Genomic DNA, 16,063 nt, shown 5'->3' on the forward strand with positions numbered 1-16,063 from the left:
CAAATGAAAATCTTATGCATTTTTTTAAAAATATAAATCATAAGTTTCTCTTTGGAATGGCTGTGGCATTGGTGGAACCTTTTGATAAACAATTGGCACCAAGAGTTCCTGTTGAGGATGAATCAACAAATCATCATTAAGCTGATTCATAACCTGAATCCATGCCACTTCACTATTTAATGTTTTCGCAATACGATAAACATTATCACCTTTGTGTACCGTATATAAAACAATTTCTCCAACACGAGGATTTATGACTCTTTCATCATCATACATATATGGATTATACATGATTATCACTCCCAAAATAAACTATGCTTTTTTGAAAAAGATATCTAGGCAAAATCCATCATTTCATCATTATTTTGTCGCAAGTTTATTTAAAGCATCCTTCGCTGCCTGCTGTTCAGCTCTTTTTTTGCTTGTTCCTTTCCCAACACCTAGACACATATCATCCATCATGACAGCTACTTTAAATTCTGGAGCATTAGATGGACCAGATGTTTCTAACAATTCATATGTGACAGTACGACGCTGATCAGCTTGAATTAATTCCTGCAAAGTTGTTTTATAATCAGTAATATCATCATAATCTAAATCGTTGATATGTTTGAATATAGTTTGTTGTAATATCTTTAAAACTTCATCGTGACCACAATCTAAATATAATGCACCTATAAATGATTCAAAAATATTAGCAAGAACACTTTCACGTTCTCTACCACCACTTTTCTCTTCACCAACACCTAAGTATAGCAATTCTCCTAAACCTAATTCTCTAGAGAAACGTGCTAATGACTCTTCACGTACGAGTTTACTACGTAAAGTTGTCAATGTTCCTTCTGGAACATCAGGAAAAAGATTAAATAAAAACTCTGAAACATAAAGCTGTAAAACAGCATCTCCCATAAATTCTAAACGTTCATAGTCTTTTTTTACATAATGCGATTCATTAGCATATGAAGCATGTGTAAATGCTTCTTTATAAATGGCAATGTTATGAAATGGTATATTTTCTTTCTGTAAAAAATCTAATATTTTCATTTTTGACTTAATCCTTCCTTCATTTGACTTACAACATCCATTTTCACCATCTGATAAGCTAAATCCATAGCATTACAAAACGCTTTAGCATCACTGGCTCCATGTGCCTTTACAACTGCTTTTTCAAATCCCATCATTAAAGCACCACCAACAGATTTGTAATCAAATTTTTCTTTCAAACTATAAAGTGAAGATTTGGCTAATAATGCCCCTATTTTTCCTTTTAGTGAAGACATCATGCTTTCTTTGATCATTTTCATTAATGTTGAAGCAACCCCTTCACAAGTTTTTAAAGCAATATTACCACTAAAACCATCAGTGACTACAACATCATAATCACCACTTAAAATATCTCGACCCTCAACATTTCCTACAAAGTGCAAACGGTCACTTGCCTGTAAGAGCTGATATGCCTGCTGATGCGCTTCATCACCTTTTTTAGATTCAGTTCCAATATTTAATAAAGCAACTTTAGGTTCTTGGATTCCTCTTATATTTTTAGCATAAATATTCCCCATAATCGCAAAATCATACAATTGTTCAGCTGTATTTTCAGCATTGGCTCCTACATCAAGCATAGCCATGCCTTTTCCATTATATGTAGGCATCATAACCATCAGACAAGACTTTTCAACACCCTCAATACGTTTTAAAAAGAGCATAGCACTTGTATAAAAGGCACCAGTTGAACCACATGATACCACACCATCAACAACACCTTCTCGTGCCATCATGACAGCTTTTACCATACTTGATTCTTTTTTACGACGCACAGACATAATGCCATCATCCATTTTCACAACATCTCTGGCATCTACAATATGAATATTTTCATATTTTGTTAATGTTTCTAATTCTTCTTTTTTTCCAGTGACATAAAGTTCTACATCATGATGATTTTTCATAAACATTTCACAAGCCTCTACAACGATAGAACTTCCTAAATCACCACTCATAGCATCTATTGATAACTTATACATAATTCTTTCACTCCTCGTTTGTATAGTATAACATATTTAATCAACATATTCATTATTCACCTGTAATTTCTCTTGAATCTTACATACAATTCCCTGATATTCATGATTTTGTATATAATCATGTATAATTTCATCGGCATCTTTTCTTGCAATTGATAAAATAGGAAAATCTTTCATTATATCAGCAACTAAAAAAGTTGGTAAACCACTTTGTCGTTGGCCTAAAACTTCCCCAGGTCCTCTAAGTTTTAAATCATATAATGATATTTCAAATCCATCATGACTCTTTTCTAAATATTTCAATCGCTCAATGGCTTCCTTTGACGATGATGAACTCATTAAATAACAATAAGCCTGCTCCTGTCCTCGCCCAATACGTCCACGCAATTGATGTAATTGACTCATTCCAAATCGCTCTGCATTATAAATAACCATCATATTTGCATTCTTAACATCTACTCCTACTTCTACAACTGTCGTAGATACTAAAATCTGAATTGTGTTATTCAAAAAGCCATTCATCACTTTTTCTTTTTCGTCTTCTTTCATCTGTCCATGTAATAATCCAACATTGTATTGAGTTTGAAAATACTTTTGCATAGCCTTAGCAATCTGTGAGGCACTCTTTGCTTCTAAATTTTCACTATCCTCCACTAACGGACATATCACATAGCATTGTCCTCCTTGAGCCAAATATGATTTTAAATGTTTTAATATCGGCTTCATCGAAGACGAGTGAATATATTGTGTTTTCACTGGCAAGCGCCCTTGAGGCATTGTTTTGATTGTCGATACATCCATATCACCATACATAGAAATAGCTAGCGTACGTGGTATAGGTGTTGCACTCATAATTAAAAAATCAACCTGCTGACCTTTATTTTTTAAAGCCTTACGTTGCATAACACCAAAACGATGCTGTTCATCAGTAATCACAAATCCTAAATTATGGTAAACAACTTTTTTTTGAAATAAAGCATGTGTCCCAACCACAATATCTGCCTCTCCACTTTGGATAGCCTGATAAACACGTTCTTTTTCTTTCAATGACAATGAACCTGTTAATAACTCTATATGGACATCTGTATTTTCAAAGAAACGGCTTAATGTCTGATAATGCTGAGTCGCTAAAATTTCTGTTGGTGCCATTAAAGCTCCTTGATAACCAGCTAAGTAATTGGCATATAAAGCTACAGAGCTGACAACTGTTTTTCCACTACCAACATCACCCTGTAAAAAGCGATACATCATCTGTGGACTTTTTAAATCTTCTACAATCTCTTTAATAGCCGTCTGCTGATCTTTGGTAAGAGCAAAAGGCAATGATAATATCAATGATTGTAATTGTGTTACATCAAAATCTTTCGCAATCCCCATTTCTTGAGTACGTTGTTGCTTCATCAATTGCATTGTTAATTGAAATTTTAAGAATTCTTCATATTTTAAATATTTCAACGCTTCTTGAACATCTTTTTTATTTTCTGGAAAATGAATACAATACAAAGCACTTTCCTTTCGAATCAAATGATGTTGAATGCGGTATTTTTCAGGAATAAAATCATCAAATTCATGATTTAATAAAGACAATGCTTTTTTGACATATTGTCTAAAAGATTTTTGCGTTATTCCATCTTTTAAAGAATAGACTGAATAAATACCAGATATGTCTTGTAATGACTTGATTTTAATATCAGATGCCGTAATACGATGATTGACGCATTTACCAATGATTGTTATGGTTGTTCCTAGCTTTAAATGTTGCCTTAAAAAATGACGATTAAAAATAGACACCTGAAAATGTTGTAAATACTTATCTTCGACTTCAAAACTCATTCTAGACATTTTACCCTTAAAAAAAATCTTAACTGGTGAAATGACAGTCGCTTCAATAATCAGATGTTCATCCTCATCAGTGGGATATTTTTCTTCAATCACTTCATAACGATAAGGATACTGATAAATCAAGTCTTCCAAAGTTGTTATATTCATTGAAGCTAAAATTTCTAAACGTCGAGATGTCGTTTTTAATAATTTTATATCTGTCATATTCTCACCACCTGTCGTTTATTGTACCATAAATTCAAAAAAAAGATACTCATTTAGAATATCTTTCATTTGATTAAATAAAAATCAATAACAATGTAATCATACAGACAATAGAGATAATGATACTTAAAGAATTTGCTGTTGCAGGCATATCACCACTATAGCCAATTTTTTGACTAAACACAGCTGAAACTGTTGATAAAGGGGCACAAAGAGCCATAGTTAATATTTCTTTAGCTAATAATGGCAATGGTAATACAATGAAAATGATACCTGATAAAATCAAAGTGCCAACAATTCTTAACACTATAATTTTGACAACATGATATGCTTCACTATGTGAGACTTTGATTTCAAGCATTAAACCAATCATCATCATGGCTAAAAAGCTATTTCCTGCGCCAATAGTCGTTGCCATTGAAAGAATATATGATGGAAATTCAATTTGAAATATTGCCATTATAAAAATCAATAAATAGACATCAAATGGAATAGAAGAAAAAAGTTTTTTTAAAACATCCTTTAAATGAAAATCACTTTGACCACTGGCAACATGATCGGCTAAAGCATACGTAATCCCTAATCCCATTAATGCATTTCCAATATCAAATGAACATAAATAAACGACTCCCATACCAGGGAAAAAAGATTGAACAAATGGTAATACAAAATTTCCAATATTATACCCCGATACATTAATCATATATGTTCCTTTGATAACAGGACGTTCTTTATAAGCAAATCCATAACCAACGAGAATCATAATAACATTAGATAAAATACCTACAGCTATCAATATAAGAATTGTCATATCTAATGTAATTCCATTGGCACTTGTTAATAAAGCACATGGCAATGTCACATTCATAATAATGGTTGCTAAAATATTTGCATCACTCTTTTTTAAAACTTTCACTTTTTTTAAAAAGTATGCAATCACAATAATCAAAATAAAAGTTAATGATGTTATCAAAACGTCAAACATTTTTCCCCTTCTTTCTTCATGCATTATAGCACTTTTATTATAAAAAAGATAAAACAAGCAAAAAATGAAAATTTTTTGTAAAATATATAATGTTTGATATAATAAAAGAAACGATAAGGAGGATATATATGATTAAGGCAATCTTTTTTGATATAGATGGTACATTAGCCAGTTTCAAAACTCATCAAATCCCTGATTCAACTTTTTATACTTTAAATAAACTCAAAGATAATGGAATCAAACTCTTTATTGCAACTGGAAGAGGAAAAGATGGTTTAGATATTTTACAAGGTTTCCCCTTTGATGGCTATATTACATTAAATGGGCAATATTGTTTTACAAATGATGAACTGATTTATGAAAACACAATTGATTCTCAGGATATTCAGGCTTTATTAGAATATTTAAAAGAAAAACCATTTCCTTGTGGTTTTACTGAAGAACATACCAAATATTTTAATATGCGTAATCATCTTGTTGATGAAATCCATGCAATCACACATAACGATGATCATCCTGCTCGTGATTGCAGTCAGGTTATCCATAAAAAGATATATCAATGTATGTGCTTTGTTGATGAAAATGAGGAAAAGGAATTATTAAAAGTCATGCCCCATTGTCATGCTTCAAGATGGTATCCCACTTTCTGTGATATTTCACCGATAGGTGGTTCTAAACAACATGGAATTGATGAATTCTTAAAACATTATCATATTGATTTATCCCAAACTATGGCTTTTGGCGATGGTGGAAATGATATTCCTATGTTAAAGCATGTTGCTATAAGTGTTGCAATGGGAAATGCCAGTGATGAAGTCAAGGCTATTGCTGATTATATAACGGATGATGTTGATCATGATGGTATTTTGAATGCCTGTGTTCATTTTCAATTATGCCAAAAACAAGAATAAGACATGAGCTTATTCTTGTTTTTATATTATCCTAATCTCTTTTCAATTTCACGAATGACAATTTTCATCGCTTTAATACGTGCATATTTTTTATCTACTGATTCTAATACATACCATGGTGCAAACACTGTATTTGTTTTTTGAAGCATTTCTTCAATAGCATTTTCATATAAATCCCATTTTTCACGATTACGCCAATCTTCTTCGGTAATTTTCCATTGTTTTTCAGGTGTATTTTGACGCTCAGTAAAACGTTCTAATTGTGTCTGGTTATCAATCTGTACCCAGAATTTAATAACAATAGCACCCCAGTCATAAAGTTCTTTTTCAAATTCATTCATTTCATTATAAGCACGTTGCCAGTCATTTTCACTACAAAATCCTTCTAATCTTTCAACCATAACACGGCCATACCATGTTCTATCAAAAATGGCAATATGTCCGTCCTTTGGTAAACGTTTATAAAAACGCCATAAATAATGTCTATTCAATTCACTTTTATCAGGAGCTGCTATAGGATAAACTGTATATCCACGAGGATCCAATCCAGAAGTGACTCTCTTGATATTTCCACCTTTACCAGCTGCATCCCAACCCTCATAGGCAATAATCACAGGTATTTTTTTACGATAAAGTTTATTATGCAACTTCATTAATTTTTTACGACATTTTTTTAATTCTCTACGATATGTTTCTTCACTAATGTTAACACTCAAATCATAATCTTCTAAGTGAATTTTCTCTCTCATCTCAAAAACATTGTCAATCAGTGGTGCATCCTGTTTTTCATGTTCTAGACGTTCTTGAATACAGCTCATTAATGTTTCAAGCACCTGTAATTGAGCTAATTTTTTATTTGTTGCATCAATAATATACCAAGGAGCATATGGGTCATTTGTCGCATTCATATATTCATCATATAAACTTAAGTATTCATCATAATGTTTATTTTGCCATAAATCCTCATCACTGACACGCCATTTTGTATTCTTGTTTTTCAACAACTTATGTGTACGTGTTGCCTGTTCCAATTGAGAAATATGGAAAAAGAATTTAATCACTATATAACCATTATCTACTAAAGTTCTTTCAAACTTCTGTATACTTTTAATTCTTTGGTAATATTGTTTTTTTGAAATTTGTTTATGCATATACTCTCTTGTGACATCATTCATCCAACCATGGTCATAAAATGTGGCCATTCCATTTTCTGGAATGCGTAAAAAATAACGATATAAGAAAGGTTTTCTTTGTTCATCTTCACTTATCTTATTCATTGTTTCAACATTATAAAAACGGGGATCCATATTTTGAATCACTTTGCCAAGCGTTGTCCCAATTCCAGATGCTCCCCATCCTTCAAATAAAACTACAACAGGTAATTTCTTTTCTTTTAATAACATCTGTTTCTTAGACAACTCAAGTTTTGCATTTTCTAAACATTCTTCAATATCAGGTGCAATTTCTATTTGTTCAAATTGATAATCTCTTAACATACTTTTCCTCCTCACCTACATATTTATATTTTATCACTTTTATGTAAGCGCTTAAAGAAAAATATAAATTGATCAAATAATAATTAAAAACACTACCTATTGATTTCCAATACTGTAGTGTTTCATTCTATTAAATAAGATGATGAGCTTTTAAGCAATCTTCCATTTCCTGTGGATTTAAGCAACCATTTTCTCCTAAATGAATAGATGGTTTTGTCTTACCATGAAAATCACTTCCACATGTATACAAGACATTTAGTTCTTTAGCTTTATTGTAGAAATATTCATTTGTTTCTGTTGTATGATAACTTGAAAAACATTCTACTCCATCTAATCCTAATGCCACCATTTCATCAAACAGTTCAAACTGTCCTTTTAAATTATTACCAGGATGAGCCAACAGGGCAACTCCACCATGTTGATGAATCAATTGTATAGTTTCTTCTAAAGTTGGAAAATGTATTTCTGTATAACATGGTTTCCCTTGGGCATAATAATCCCAATAAAAATTCACATAGGGATTATCACTTCTTTCTCCACCTTGACGATAGGGTTTTAATAATTCATGATCATCATATCGTGAATCATTTAATAAGGCTTCACCAAACATTTCGCCTGTATAAACACCATTTGTTGATAATGCATCTAATTGTTCTTTTTTCAAATCAAATCCTAAGGCATTCGTTAATTCTAATTTCTTCATACTGCATGCAATTTCCTGTTTTTCAATATCTTCACCTAATTGATTAAAGACTTCCTGATTATCAATACCATATCCTAACACATGTAAATTAACACCTTTATATGTACAATCAATTTCAATTGCAGGAATATATGTCATTCCTAATTCATCTGCATGTTTTTTTGCTTCCTCATTTGCTTTTACCCAGTTATGATCAGCAATAGCTATGATTTTCACACCTGCCTCATGACACATATCTACTAACTGTGTTGGTGTATATTCTCCATCATCGCTATACATACTATGCATATGTAAATCAATATAACTCTTTGTCATCATTCTTCTCCTCCTCTAATATTTTTTGAATACTCATTTGATAAAGCCCATCTTCTATCAATGAACCCATATTCTTTACATGAATCATACGTGGTCTATGTTTAAATGGAATCGTATTGAGATGAAAATCATCTAAACAATCAATAACATCACTACAAATCCCAATCATTTCTGGATTGAAAACACAACAAAGTGTCGATAACTGTTTTTCTAGTAATTCTTTAGGTTGAGTTTCAAGCATTTGATTTTGTTGCTCAGATGTATAAAACGGTAAATATCTCAACTCTCCCGCAAAATGCGTAAAACCGTTATATAACTTTCCATTAATAATCATTCCACATCCTATATATTGAACTGCTGGCTGATAAACAAATGCCAAATGCTGACATTTTGGATATTGATGATAAAAACCAATACTGGTAATATTAACATCATTTTCTAAAATGATTTGATTCTTATAAAAATCACGAATCATCTCTAAAAGATTCACATTTTCAAACAATTCAAAGTCACACACATCAATATATCCATCATGACAGACACCAGGAATACTTAAACAAATCATTGTTATAGAAGAGTCAGCAGATAAAAACTTCTTCATTAATAAGATCAATTCATCCACTTGTCCATATAATGAAGAAACTGTTTGAGATGAAATAACCTGATTAAAAAGATTCACATTCTGACAAATAAATTCATAACCATTGATTTGTCTTTTTAAAATCATTTTTAATATATGACGATAATCTTTATTCAAAACATACTGTTTTGATTTTCGTCCTCCTGTTGATGCATTTTCACCTATAAAAAATATTTCTTGATTTTTTAATAGCTCCTGTAAAATATTTGTCATGGATGATAACGATAATTGTGTTACATCAGATAACTGTGTTTTCGTCCATATGTTTCCATCATAAAAACATTGTCTTACTTTTTGAATATTCATGTATTTTAAATCTTTAACTTTTGACAAAATATCACGCTTTCTATTTAAACTCCAATTCTTTGATAAAAGATTCAATCACTTTCGTTAAGTCTTGTTGAAAGTTATTATTATCATATCATAGATTCTTATTTATTCATATAAATTTCAACTTATGAAAAAAATATCTGTATATACCAGATAAATAATATTTTCATCTTCATTTCTTCAATCACTTTGTTATATAAGTCATTTACCACACTCAAAATTCAAATAGGAACATATGATAATTATGGTGATGACAATGTCCTTAACTTTTATTCATCCTATCGCACTTGATGGTTTAGCTGTTTTATTGGTTGCCCCTTTAACAGAAAGTTTATCCGTTGATGAACAAGCTGTTGTTGGTGCCTTTTTCAATGTACTTGGTGATTTATTAGCTCTTAACAGCAGTTATCTTTCTTCCTTTCAGACAACAGATAGTCAATCCAATGAACAAGACTCAAACTCTCAAGAAGATAATCAGCATAATAAATATGATCTTTTAAAGAAAAGCTTTCAAAAGTTAGAAGAAGAATTAAATAAAATCAAACAAGATAAAGAATAATAAAATTCAGTATTATGTATTTTTAGTCATAAATATAGAGACCTTTAAATGATAATCAAAACCATAAAATTCTGTCTTGTCTAAAAAAATAGCTAATATTTATAAACATTATTCAATTGATCATAATATTCATCTAATATTCTTGCTAATTCTTTTGGATTGTCTTCATTAACAACATGACCTGTTTCTTTAATAATGATGAATTCTGATTGTTGAATATTTTGAGAGAAAAAATAAGCTGATTTCATATTGGCTTTGTCTTTTTCTCCACAAATAATAAACGTTGGACATTTAATCACATTGACTTTATGGCTAAAATCTAAATCCTTCATTGTATTTCCTAAAATAAATGTATCTTTTTTATTGAAAGCCATATTCTTAAATGTTGATTCTAGCAAGAATCTAAAAATAATATTTTGAATACGAAACATGATTTTCGGTACTTTATGCGGTGTTCCAATAAGGACTAATGACTTTACTTTATCAGGGTATTCTATAGTATAGTTCAAAGCTAATATTCCACCTAATGAAAGTCCACATAAATCAATTTGTCCCTCAATTTCATGACAGTACTCAACAAATGAAGAATATAAATGAGAATAGCTTGCTTCTTTCCCATTGAGGATTGTCGATAAATCAGGACATAGTATGTCTTTGTTGTTATGCATATTCTTAACGACTTCATTCCAGCTGCTACCTTTATGCCCAGATCCATGAATAAATACTTTTGTCATTTTTCTTCCTCCTACTCATAGCATACATACTTTAAGTATGTATAATTTTATTTAAAATTGCCTTATCATAAGGCAATGTTTTTATTTATAATATGGTAACTTATCAATTTTTTCGATCATCTCTTCATCAAAAAGTGGTAACCCCATCTTTCCTAGCATAACAGTAACAAACTTATAACGATTCTTGATGTCATCAACATTACCAGGGAACAGTGATGGTATCATCCATAAATCAGTTAATATGAAGAGTTCTGCTAATTCTTTTGGCTGTTCTGTTTTTATAGAACCATCTTCCTGTCCTTCTTGAATCAACTCCAACCAATAGGGAAGCAAATTCTGATAGTTAGATTCAAACATTTTCGCTAAGATTTGAGGATTCTCTAAAAGAGGTAATGCCTGATTAGTTAATTCTACCATCTGTTCATTAGACTGATTGAGTTTGATTGCTAATTTCATTTTCTCTAGACCGTTTAGATCATTTCGTTTTTTGACTATCTCAAAAGGATTATTATGAATGAACATAGTTTCACCTAATTTATTCATGATTTCTTCTTTAGATTCAAAATGATGATAGATAGCACCTTTTGTCATACCTAACTCATCTGCTATATCTTGAATTTTTGTGTTGTCATACCCCTTTTCTAAAAATAGTCGCTTAGAAACTTCTAATATTTTACCGACTGTAACTTCAGGATGTTTATTTCTAGCCATGCTTCCCACCTCTTACATACTCTTGGTATGTATAATTATATATAAAAAACAAAAAAGAGTCAATTTAAACATACTCAAAGTATCTTTGTTAAATAAGATATTTTATCTTCAATTAACTCAATTTTGTTCTTTTTGTTTTTTTAGTCATACTTTTCGATATTTATAGTAGCTATAGCAGATTGATTCGGTTCCCCAGTCAGAAGATCTTGTGGTGCTGGTATTAGCATCATAAATCCATCTTTTTCATATCGCTTATATCCTTGAGCATAGTTCTCTTCAACTGATATATGCTGTACTTGGCCTATAATCATGGCTGTTATACCTGCTCCGCTCAAATCTTGTATATCTTTTAAAGTACATTCCATATTGATAAAAGCTTCATGAATAACAGGTGCATGTATAGTTTTGGCATGATCAAGTGTCAATTGCCCTACTGAAAATTCATCATCTTCAATTTTATTATGATGAATTGTATTGACAAGTTGATCATAGTAACTAATAGGAAGAAAATTAATACAAAAACATTTATCTCGTTTTATATTCGCATATGTATGCGTATGTTGGTATAAATTCCCCATCACCGCAAAGAAAGCTGTCTTATCTCCATGAAAACTGCTCCAGGAATGAAAACATACATTAGGTTGTCCATTTTCTTTCCAAGTGGTAATGGCAAATAAAACTGTAGGTATACCTGCAGTAACTTCAAAATGTGAAAATAATTCAAACTCCTCTGGATATGAAGGCTTAAAATACTTTGGAAATTCCTTTTCAATCTCTATTTTCATGAACATCCCTCCATAATTTCAATTTACTTCTTTAATGATTTCTTTAAATCTTCAACAAATTGTGTCTGTTGTTTTTTTTAATAAGATTTAACGAATGGTTTCATAAACCATTTTTTAGCTTGTACATCCTCAGTAAATTCTATTTCAGTTTGATTTCCTTTAGGAGTAAAAATACCTATCCAATGACCTTTCATATTGCTATTTTCCATATCAAATTCCCAACGTTTATATGGTTCTACAACAGTAACAGTAAAAGTAGTAGCAAAATGTTCTTGAGAGTACTCAATAAATTGTTTTTCATTTATGATTGCTGTTTGACTTAAATCACTACGCCATAACTTGTATTTTTCAACATTGAAAACAACTTCCCAGACTTTTTGGATATCATTATCAATCAGTGCTTTTATATGAGAAGTAGGCATTTTTAACACTTCCTTTCAAATAAGGATCTATTCTTTCAAATTTTTTAAAGCAGATGGATTATTTTCTAGGATGGCACTTATAATAGAACATTTTTCTAAATCCGAACAATCCCCACAAGTATTAACACCCTTTTTCATTGCACACTGTCGAATACCACACATACTATCACAAAATACAGTTTTCACACCATCAACACGGCATCCTTCACAGTTAATATGTTCAGGAAAAATGGGTGCATTATTCAATTCAGCCCATAGCTTGGCAGTTTTCTTTCTCAACTCCTAATCATTATTGACTGTCGCAAGATATGCATCACAATTTTCACAATCCAATCCGCAATATGCAATCATGTTTTTCATGGTTATATACCTCCACTCGTATTTGTAACTCTCTATAAATTTTTTGTTATATGACATTTTTCATCCAATTATTTAAAAATTCTATTTGCTCATCAGTATGAAACCAATGTTCACCATTTTCCATTACGGTAAGATGTGCATCATGACCATTTATAAACTCATCTACTGTTTTTTTTGATGTTAAATTGTCATGTTCTGCATACAATATCTCAGTTTTAACATTCCATATTATTGAATTGTCTCTAACAAAACATAAGTATTCCCAAGATAATGTTTCTCCAAAATCTGTCTGTATTTCTCTTTTCTCAGCCAATTCTTTTTCTGAAGTATTTGCCCAATTTATCATATCTATTATCAACTGCTCCATATCTAATATCGGAGATATAAATAACGCTTTTTTGATTTTACATTTCTGTAGTGAGTGCATTGCTAGATAGGCACCAATACTATTTGCCAGTATATAAATTTGATCATATTTATTTTGAACATTATTATAAAAATCAACAAATTTATTTTTTACAATCCAAGGAAGATAGTCGTTAAAATCTATTCCGTAAATATCAAAGCCAGGGCAATTTTTCTTATATTGCTCAGCTTCAAGATAATTGCCACCTTTACCATGAATATATATAATAACTTTTTTCAAATGAGTTCCCCTCACTTTCGTTTTTTAATCACCTTCAATGTTCCTTATTCAAATCAAAAAGTACATCTTCATAATCTTTTACATAATACTTTATATTCTTGCGTCCTTTTTTTATAATTGTATGTCCTTCAGCCTCAAGTTTTTCTTTTTGGACTTCTATACCTCCTGGATATTTTGAATTCAATTCTCCATTTGCTTTTAATGTTCGCCAATATGGAGTTTTATCTTCAGTTCGCTGATAACTTGCCCATGCTGCAATAGATACAAAAATCCCTGCAGTGATAGGTTCAGTAAAATCTGCATCGTTCTCTTTTGCGAAAAATTCTCGAATTTTCCCAATGGTGATTACCTTTCCATAAGGTATTTTCTTCATGACTTTATCGTAATCAATTGGTGGAGCAAAATACATATTATTTCCACCATATTTTTCAATACTTTTTTGGTCTGTAATCACCTGAAATTTAGGCATATCTTTATTATCGTGTAACATGGCATTAAAATCCTTTTTTTCTTCATTAGCCATACTTTAACACCTCCTATCTTTATTATAAAGAGATAAAAAATTCAATGCAATGAGACTGTTTGAAATAATGCTTACAATCTCTAGACCATATAAATAACTTCTTTTTGACTATTTTTATTGATTTACTTTAAACACGCATTTACAAATTTCATGGGTACATTCATACGTTCTGCTACTTGTTCTAGTGTCATTCCACTATTCAAGAAACGTTTGCATACGACTTTTAAATTTTCTCTAACTTCGATAATATGCTTATCTGGATCATAGAATCGAACTACACGTTGTCCCCATGAATGTTCTATAACAAGATGTACATATTCAATGTCACACTCTTTTAATTTATCAATAAACTTATCAAAATTATCTTCTTCAAAATAAATTTCAAAATTATTACCTCCAAAGGTGATTTCACTTGCACTGATAAATTCTTTATATGTTTCAACTGTCTGTAAAGACAAACCTCCAGTTAAAGTTTTATTAGCTCCAAAATCCATAATCACATGAAGTCCAAAGACTCTTTTATAAAACTCAACTGATTTATCTATATCAGTGACTACTAACATAGGGTTCTTTAATTTCATTTTTATTTTCTCCTTTATAATGTACTTGATATAATCATTATCCCATTATAAAAAATGTTTGACAATCATTAACTATATCAATAAGAAAATTTAAATCGATGATCTTCCTGATATTGTTTTCTTGATGGATTTCCTTCAACTCTATATATTTTTTTATTTTTAATATCATAAACTACAGACCATACAGTATCTGCGCCTTTTCTTCTATCATACTGACACATAAATCCATACTTTCCAGATAATATATCAAAAATAAGTTCCATTGATAAATCGTTATTTTTTAATGACTGATATGCAATTTGATGTCTTAATGATGAATTCCAGTCATCAATATTGTATTCATTATATTTTTTCATTTGTGACGAGTTAAAGTTGTTTGCTGTAGTAACAAAATTTTCATTTTCTAAAGGATAAATGACCACAACATTTTGACTATTACACTCTACTATTGCAATGTTTCCTAAAGCATCTGCTATTGTTATTGTTTGATTAGAAGCAATGGGAACTGACTTTATAAATTGAATAGCTTCCTGTAGTGTCTGACATCTTTCCAGAATATAACGCACAATCATTCCTGCATTTATTCCAGGCATAATATTCTGTGGATAAATAAAAGTCATTCCTATTGCTAAGCCGTATTCATTGATACCATCTTCCATTTCAACAAACGCTGTCGTATTTCCATTAAATGAGTAGCAATTATCTAAATTATACAAACAGTTCATATAAAGTTTCTCTAATTCAACTAAAAAATCACTGTTTCTTCCTAAGATAATTTGATTTTTATCACTGGTTGCCATACACGTACATTTATTATTGAATTCAAAACAGTACATACTCAATAAAAAAGTGAGCATATCTTCATATGACGTTTGCTGTCCATCAGCAATCCCTTTTATTTCATCTAAAATTTCTGGATAATATTTTTCATAAATAGGTAAACATTGCTTAGCAAATTCCTTTCTTTCTTCACTGACAACAAATGTATGCTGATTTGCAATAATTTTATTATTTTTTCTTAATAAAGTTCCCCAACGAAAACCACAATCATAGTGACTACCTTTGAATCTTCCATGATACATATTATTTTTCCTCCTCGTTTATTTCGAGCAAGATCTTCCTCAATTTCAATCTTAATTGAATAAAAATTTTATGTCAATGAATTAAAATTTATAAATCCTTATTTGCACAGTGAGCCTGTAAATAGTATAATAGATGTGCGATAAAAGCACTAACAATTATGCTTAGGCGAGCAGCTGTGCAATTGTGATGTGGAAGTCCTCTGCACAACT

General features: G+C 30.7%; 19 protein-coding genes. 2 read left to right on the plus strand and 17 right to left on the minus strand.

Annotated elements, in window-relative coordinates:
- Positions 1-24: 24 nt before the first annotated feature.
- The 5 genes from B5E79_RS06755 to B5E79_RS06775 all read right to left on the minus strand — a co-directional run bounded on the left by B5E79_RS06755 (position 25) and on the right by B5E79_RS06775 (position 5,055).
- A complete protein-coding gene (locus tag B5E79_RS06755; RefSeq protein ID WP_087242832.1) occupies positions 25-291 on the minus strand; it encodes a LysM peptidoglycan-binding domain-containing protein in 267 nt (88 codons plus the stop codon).
- 69 nt (positions 292-360) lie between these two features.
- The gene (gene rnc, locus B5E79_RS06760) at positions 361-1,044 is read right to left on the minus strand and encodes a ribonuclease III (RefSeq protein ID WP_087242834.1); all 684 of its coding nucleotides are present in this window, start codon (positions 1,042-1,044) and stop codon (positions 361-363) included.
- Positions 1,041-2,024, minus strand: coding sequence for a phosphate acyltransferase PlsX (plsX, locus tag B5E79_RS06765; RefSeq protein WP_087297435.1), 984 nt, complete (start codon positions 2,022-2,024; stop codon positions 1,041-1,043). Before plsX ends, rnc begins: the two co-directional genes overlap by 4 nt.
- 36 nt (positions 2,025-2,060) lie before the next feature.
- Positions 2,061-4,070, minus strand: coding sequence for an ATP-dependent DNA helicase RecG (gene recG / locus B5E79_RS06770; RefSeq protein ID WP_087297436.1), 2,010 nt, complete (start codon positions 4,068-4,070; stop codon positions 2,061-2,063).
- Between the two features lie 73 nt (positions 4,071-4,143).
- A complete protein-coding gene (locus tag B5E79_RS06775) occupies positions 4,144-5,055 on the minus strand; it encodes an AEC family transporter (RefSeq protein ID WP_087297437.1) in 912 nt (303 codons plus the stop codon).
- A 128-nt stretch (positions 5,056-5,183) separates the two neighbouring features.
- Here B5E79_RS06775 and B5E79_RS06780 point away from each other — a divergent pair, with 128 nt between their 5' ends.
- Positions 5,184-5,966, plus strand: a complete 783-nt coding sequence (locus B5E79_RS06780) for a Cof-type HAD-IIB family hydrolase (protein ID WP_087297438.1) — start codon at positions 5,184-5,186, stop codon at positions 5,964-5,966.
- Between the two features lie 26 nt (positions 5,967-5,992).
- On the opposite strand, the gene pap is transcribed toward B5E79_RS06780, so the two are convergent.
- From pap to B5E79_RS06795, 3 genes are all read right to left on the minus strand, one after another.
- Entirely contained in the window at positions 5,993-7,462 is a 1,470-nt protein-coding gene (gene pap, locus B5E79_RS06785; protein ID WP_087297439.1) for a polyphosphate:AMP phosphotransferase, read from the minus strand.
- Positions 7,463-7,592: 130 nt separating this feature from the next.
- A complete protein-coding gene (locus B5E79_RS06790; RefSeq protein WP_241147465.1) occupies positions 7,593-8,483 on the minus strand; it encodes a PHP domain-containing protein in 891 nt (296 codons plus the stop codon).
- Positions 8,461-9,453 carry an ROK family protein gene (locus B5E79_RS06795; RefSeq protein WP_087297440.1) on the minus strand — a complete coding sequence of 331 codons (993 nt, stop codon included), beginning with the start codon at positions 9,451-9,453 and terminating at the stop codon, positions 8,461-8,463. Before B5E79_RS06795 ends, B5E79_RS06790 begins: the two co-directional genes overlap by 23 nt.
- 253 nt (positions 9,454-9,706) lie before the next feature.
- Between B5E79_RS06795 and B5E79_RS06800 the strand changes: the two genes are divergently transcribed.
- A complete protein-coding gene (locus B5E79_RS06800) occupies positions 9,707-10,009 on the plus strand; it encodes a hypothetical protein (RefSeq protein WP_087297441.1) in 303 nt (100 codons plus the stop codon).
- 92 nt (positions 10,010-10,101) lie between these two features.
- Here B5E79_RS06800 and B5E79_RS06805 read toward each other — a convergent pair whose 3' ends face one another.
- From B5E79_RS06805 to B5E79_RS06845, 9 genes are all read right to left on the minus strand, one after another.
- The gene (locus B5E79_RS06805; RefSeq protein ID WP_087297442.1) at positions 10,102-10,743 is read right to left on the minus strand and encodes an alpha/beta fold hydrolase; all 642 of its coding nucleotides are present in this window, start codon (positions 10,741-10,743) and stop codon (positions 10,102-10,104) included.
- A gap of 81 nt (positions 10,744-10,824) precedes the next feature.
- Positions 10,825-11,454: a TetR/AcrR family transcriptional regulator gene (locus B5E79_RS06810; protein WP_087297443.1), complete on the minus strand. Its 630-nt coding sequence runs from the start codon at positions 11,452-11,454 to the stop codon at positions 10,825-10,827.
- Positions 11,455-11,594: 140 nt separating this feature from the next.
- On the minus strand, positions 11,595-12,239 hold the full coding sequence (locus B5E79_RS06815; protein WP_087297444.1) for a flavin reductase family protein: 645 nt from the start codon (positions 12,237-12,239) through the stop codon (positions 11,595-11,597).
- Between the two features lie 77 nt (positions 12,240-12,316).
- Positions 12,317-12,661, minus strand: coding sequence for an SRPBCC family protein (locus tag B5E79_RS06820; protein ID WP_087297445.1), 345 nt, complete (start codon positions 12,659-12,661; stop codon positions 12,317-12,319).
- A gap of 27 nt (positions 12,662-12,688) precedes the next feature.
- Positions 12,689-12,940, minus strand: a complete 252-nt coding sequence (locus B5E79_RS06825) for a DUF3795 domain-containing protein (RefSeq protein WP_241147466.1) — start codon at positions 12,938-12,940, stop codon at positions 12,689-12,691.
- Between the two features lie 127 nt (positions 12,941-13,067).
- On the minus strand, positions 13,068-13,667 hold the full coding sequence (locus tag B5E79_RS06830) for an alpha/beta hydrolase (RefSeq protein WP_087297446.1): 600 nt from the start codon (positions 13,665-13,667) through the stop codon (positions 13,068-13,070).
- Positions 13,668-13,701: 34 nt separating this feature from the next.
- Positions 13,702-14,190, minus strand: a complete 489-nt coding sequence (locus B5E79_RS06835; RefSeq protein WP_087297447.1) for an MGMT family protein — start codon at positions 14,188-14,190, stop codon at positions 13,702-13,704.
- Between the two features lie 122 nt (positions 14,191-14,312).
- The gene (locus B5E79_RS06840) at positions 14,313-14,771 is read right to left on the minus strand and encodes a VOC family protein (protein ID WP_087297448.1); all 459 of its coding nucleotides are present in this window, start codon (positions 14,769-14,771) and stop codon (positions 14,313-14,315) included.
- Positions 14,772-14,848: 77 nt separating this feature from the next.
- Positions 14,849-15,853: a C45 family autoproteolytic acyltransferase/hydrolase gene (locus B5E79_RS06845; RefSeq protein ID WP_087297449.1), complete on the minus strand. Its 1,005-nt coding sequence runs from the start codon at positions 15,851-15,853 to the stop codon at positions 14,849-14,851.
- Between the last annotated feature and the right edge of the window lie 210 nt (positions 15,854-16,063).

This window comes from Massilimicrobiota sp. An134 (genome assembly GCF_002160815.1).
Classification (GTDB): domain Bacteria; phylum Bacillota_I; class Bacilli_A; order Erysipelotrichales; family Coprobacillaceae; genus Allocoprobacillus; species Allocoprobacillus merdigallinarum.

Excerpts from the sequence above, each read along its gene's own strand:
- B5E79_RS06755 (WP_087242832.1), bottom strand. The coding sequence starts at position 291 with ATGTATAATCCATATATGTATGATGATGAAAGAGTCATAAATCCTCGT.
- rnc (WP_087242834.1), bottom strand. The coding sequence starts at position 1,044 with ATGAAAATATTAGATTTTTTACAGAAAGAAAATATACCATTTCATAAC.
- plsX (WP_087297435.1), bottom strand. The coding sequence starts at position 2,024 with ATGTATAAGTTATCAATAGATGCTATGAGTGGTGATTTAGGAAGTTCT.
- recG (WP_087297436.1), bottom strand. The coding sequence starts at position 4,070 with ATGACAGATATAAAATTATTAAAAACGACATCTCGACGTTTAGAAATT.
- B5E79_RS06775 (WP_087297437.1), bottom strand. The coding sequence starts at position 5,055 with ATGTTTGACGTTTTGATAACATCATTAACTTTTATTTTGATTATTGTG.
- B5E79_RS06780 (WP_087297438.1), top strand. The coding sequence starts at position 5,184 with ATGATTAAGGCAATCTTTTTTGATATAGATGGTACATTAGCCAGTTTC.
- pap (WP_087297439.1), bottom strand. The coding sequence starts at position 7,462 with ATGTTAAGAGATTATCAATTTGAACAAATAGAAATTGCACCTGATATT.
- B5E79_RS06790 (WP_241147465.1), bottom strand. The coding sequence starts at position 8,483 with ATGATGACAAAGAGTTATATTGATTTACATATGCATAGTATGTATAGC.
- B5E79_RS06800 (WP_087297441.1), top strand. The coding sequence starts at position 9,707 with ATGTCCTTAACTTTTATTCATCCTATCGCACTTGATGGTTTAGCTGTT.
- B5E79_RS06805 (WP_087297442.1), bottom strand. The coding sequence starts at position 10,743 with ATGACAAAAGTATTTATTCATGGATCTGGGCATAAAGGTAGCAGCTGG.
- B5E79_RS06810 (WP_087297443.1), bottom strand. The coding sequence starts at position 11,454 with ATGGCTAGAAATAAACATCCTGAAGTTACAGTCGGTAAAATATTAGAA.
- B5E79_RS06815 (WP_087297444.1), bottom strand. The coding sequence starts at position 12,239 with ATGAAAATAGAGATTGAAAAGGAATTTCCAAAGTATTTTAAGCCTTCA.
- B5E79_RS06820 (WP_087297445.1), bottom strand. The coding sequence starts at position 12,661 with ATGCCTACTTCTCATATAAAAGCACTGATTGATAATGATATCCAAAAA.
- B5E79_RS06835 (WP_087297447.1), bottom strand. The coding sequence starts at position 14,190 with ATGGCTAATGAAGAAAAAAAGGATTTTAATGCCATGTTACACGATAAT.
- B5E79_RS06840 (WP_087297448.1), bottom strand. The coding sequence starts at position 14,771 with ATGAAATTAAAGAACCCTATGTTAGTAGTCACTGATATAGATAAATCA.
- B5E79_RS06845 (WP_087297449.1), bottom strand. The coding sequence starts at position 15,853 with ATGTATCATGGAAGATTCAAAGGTAGTCACTATGATTGTGGTTTTCGT.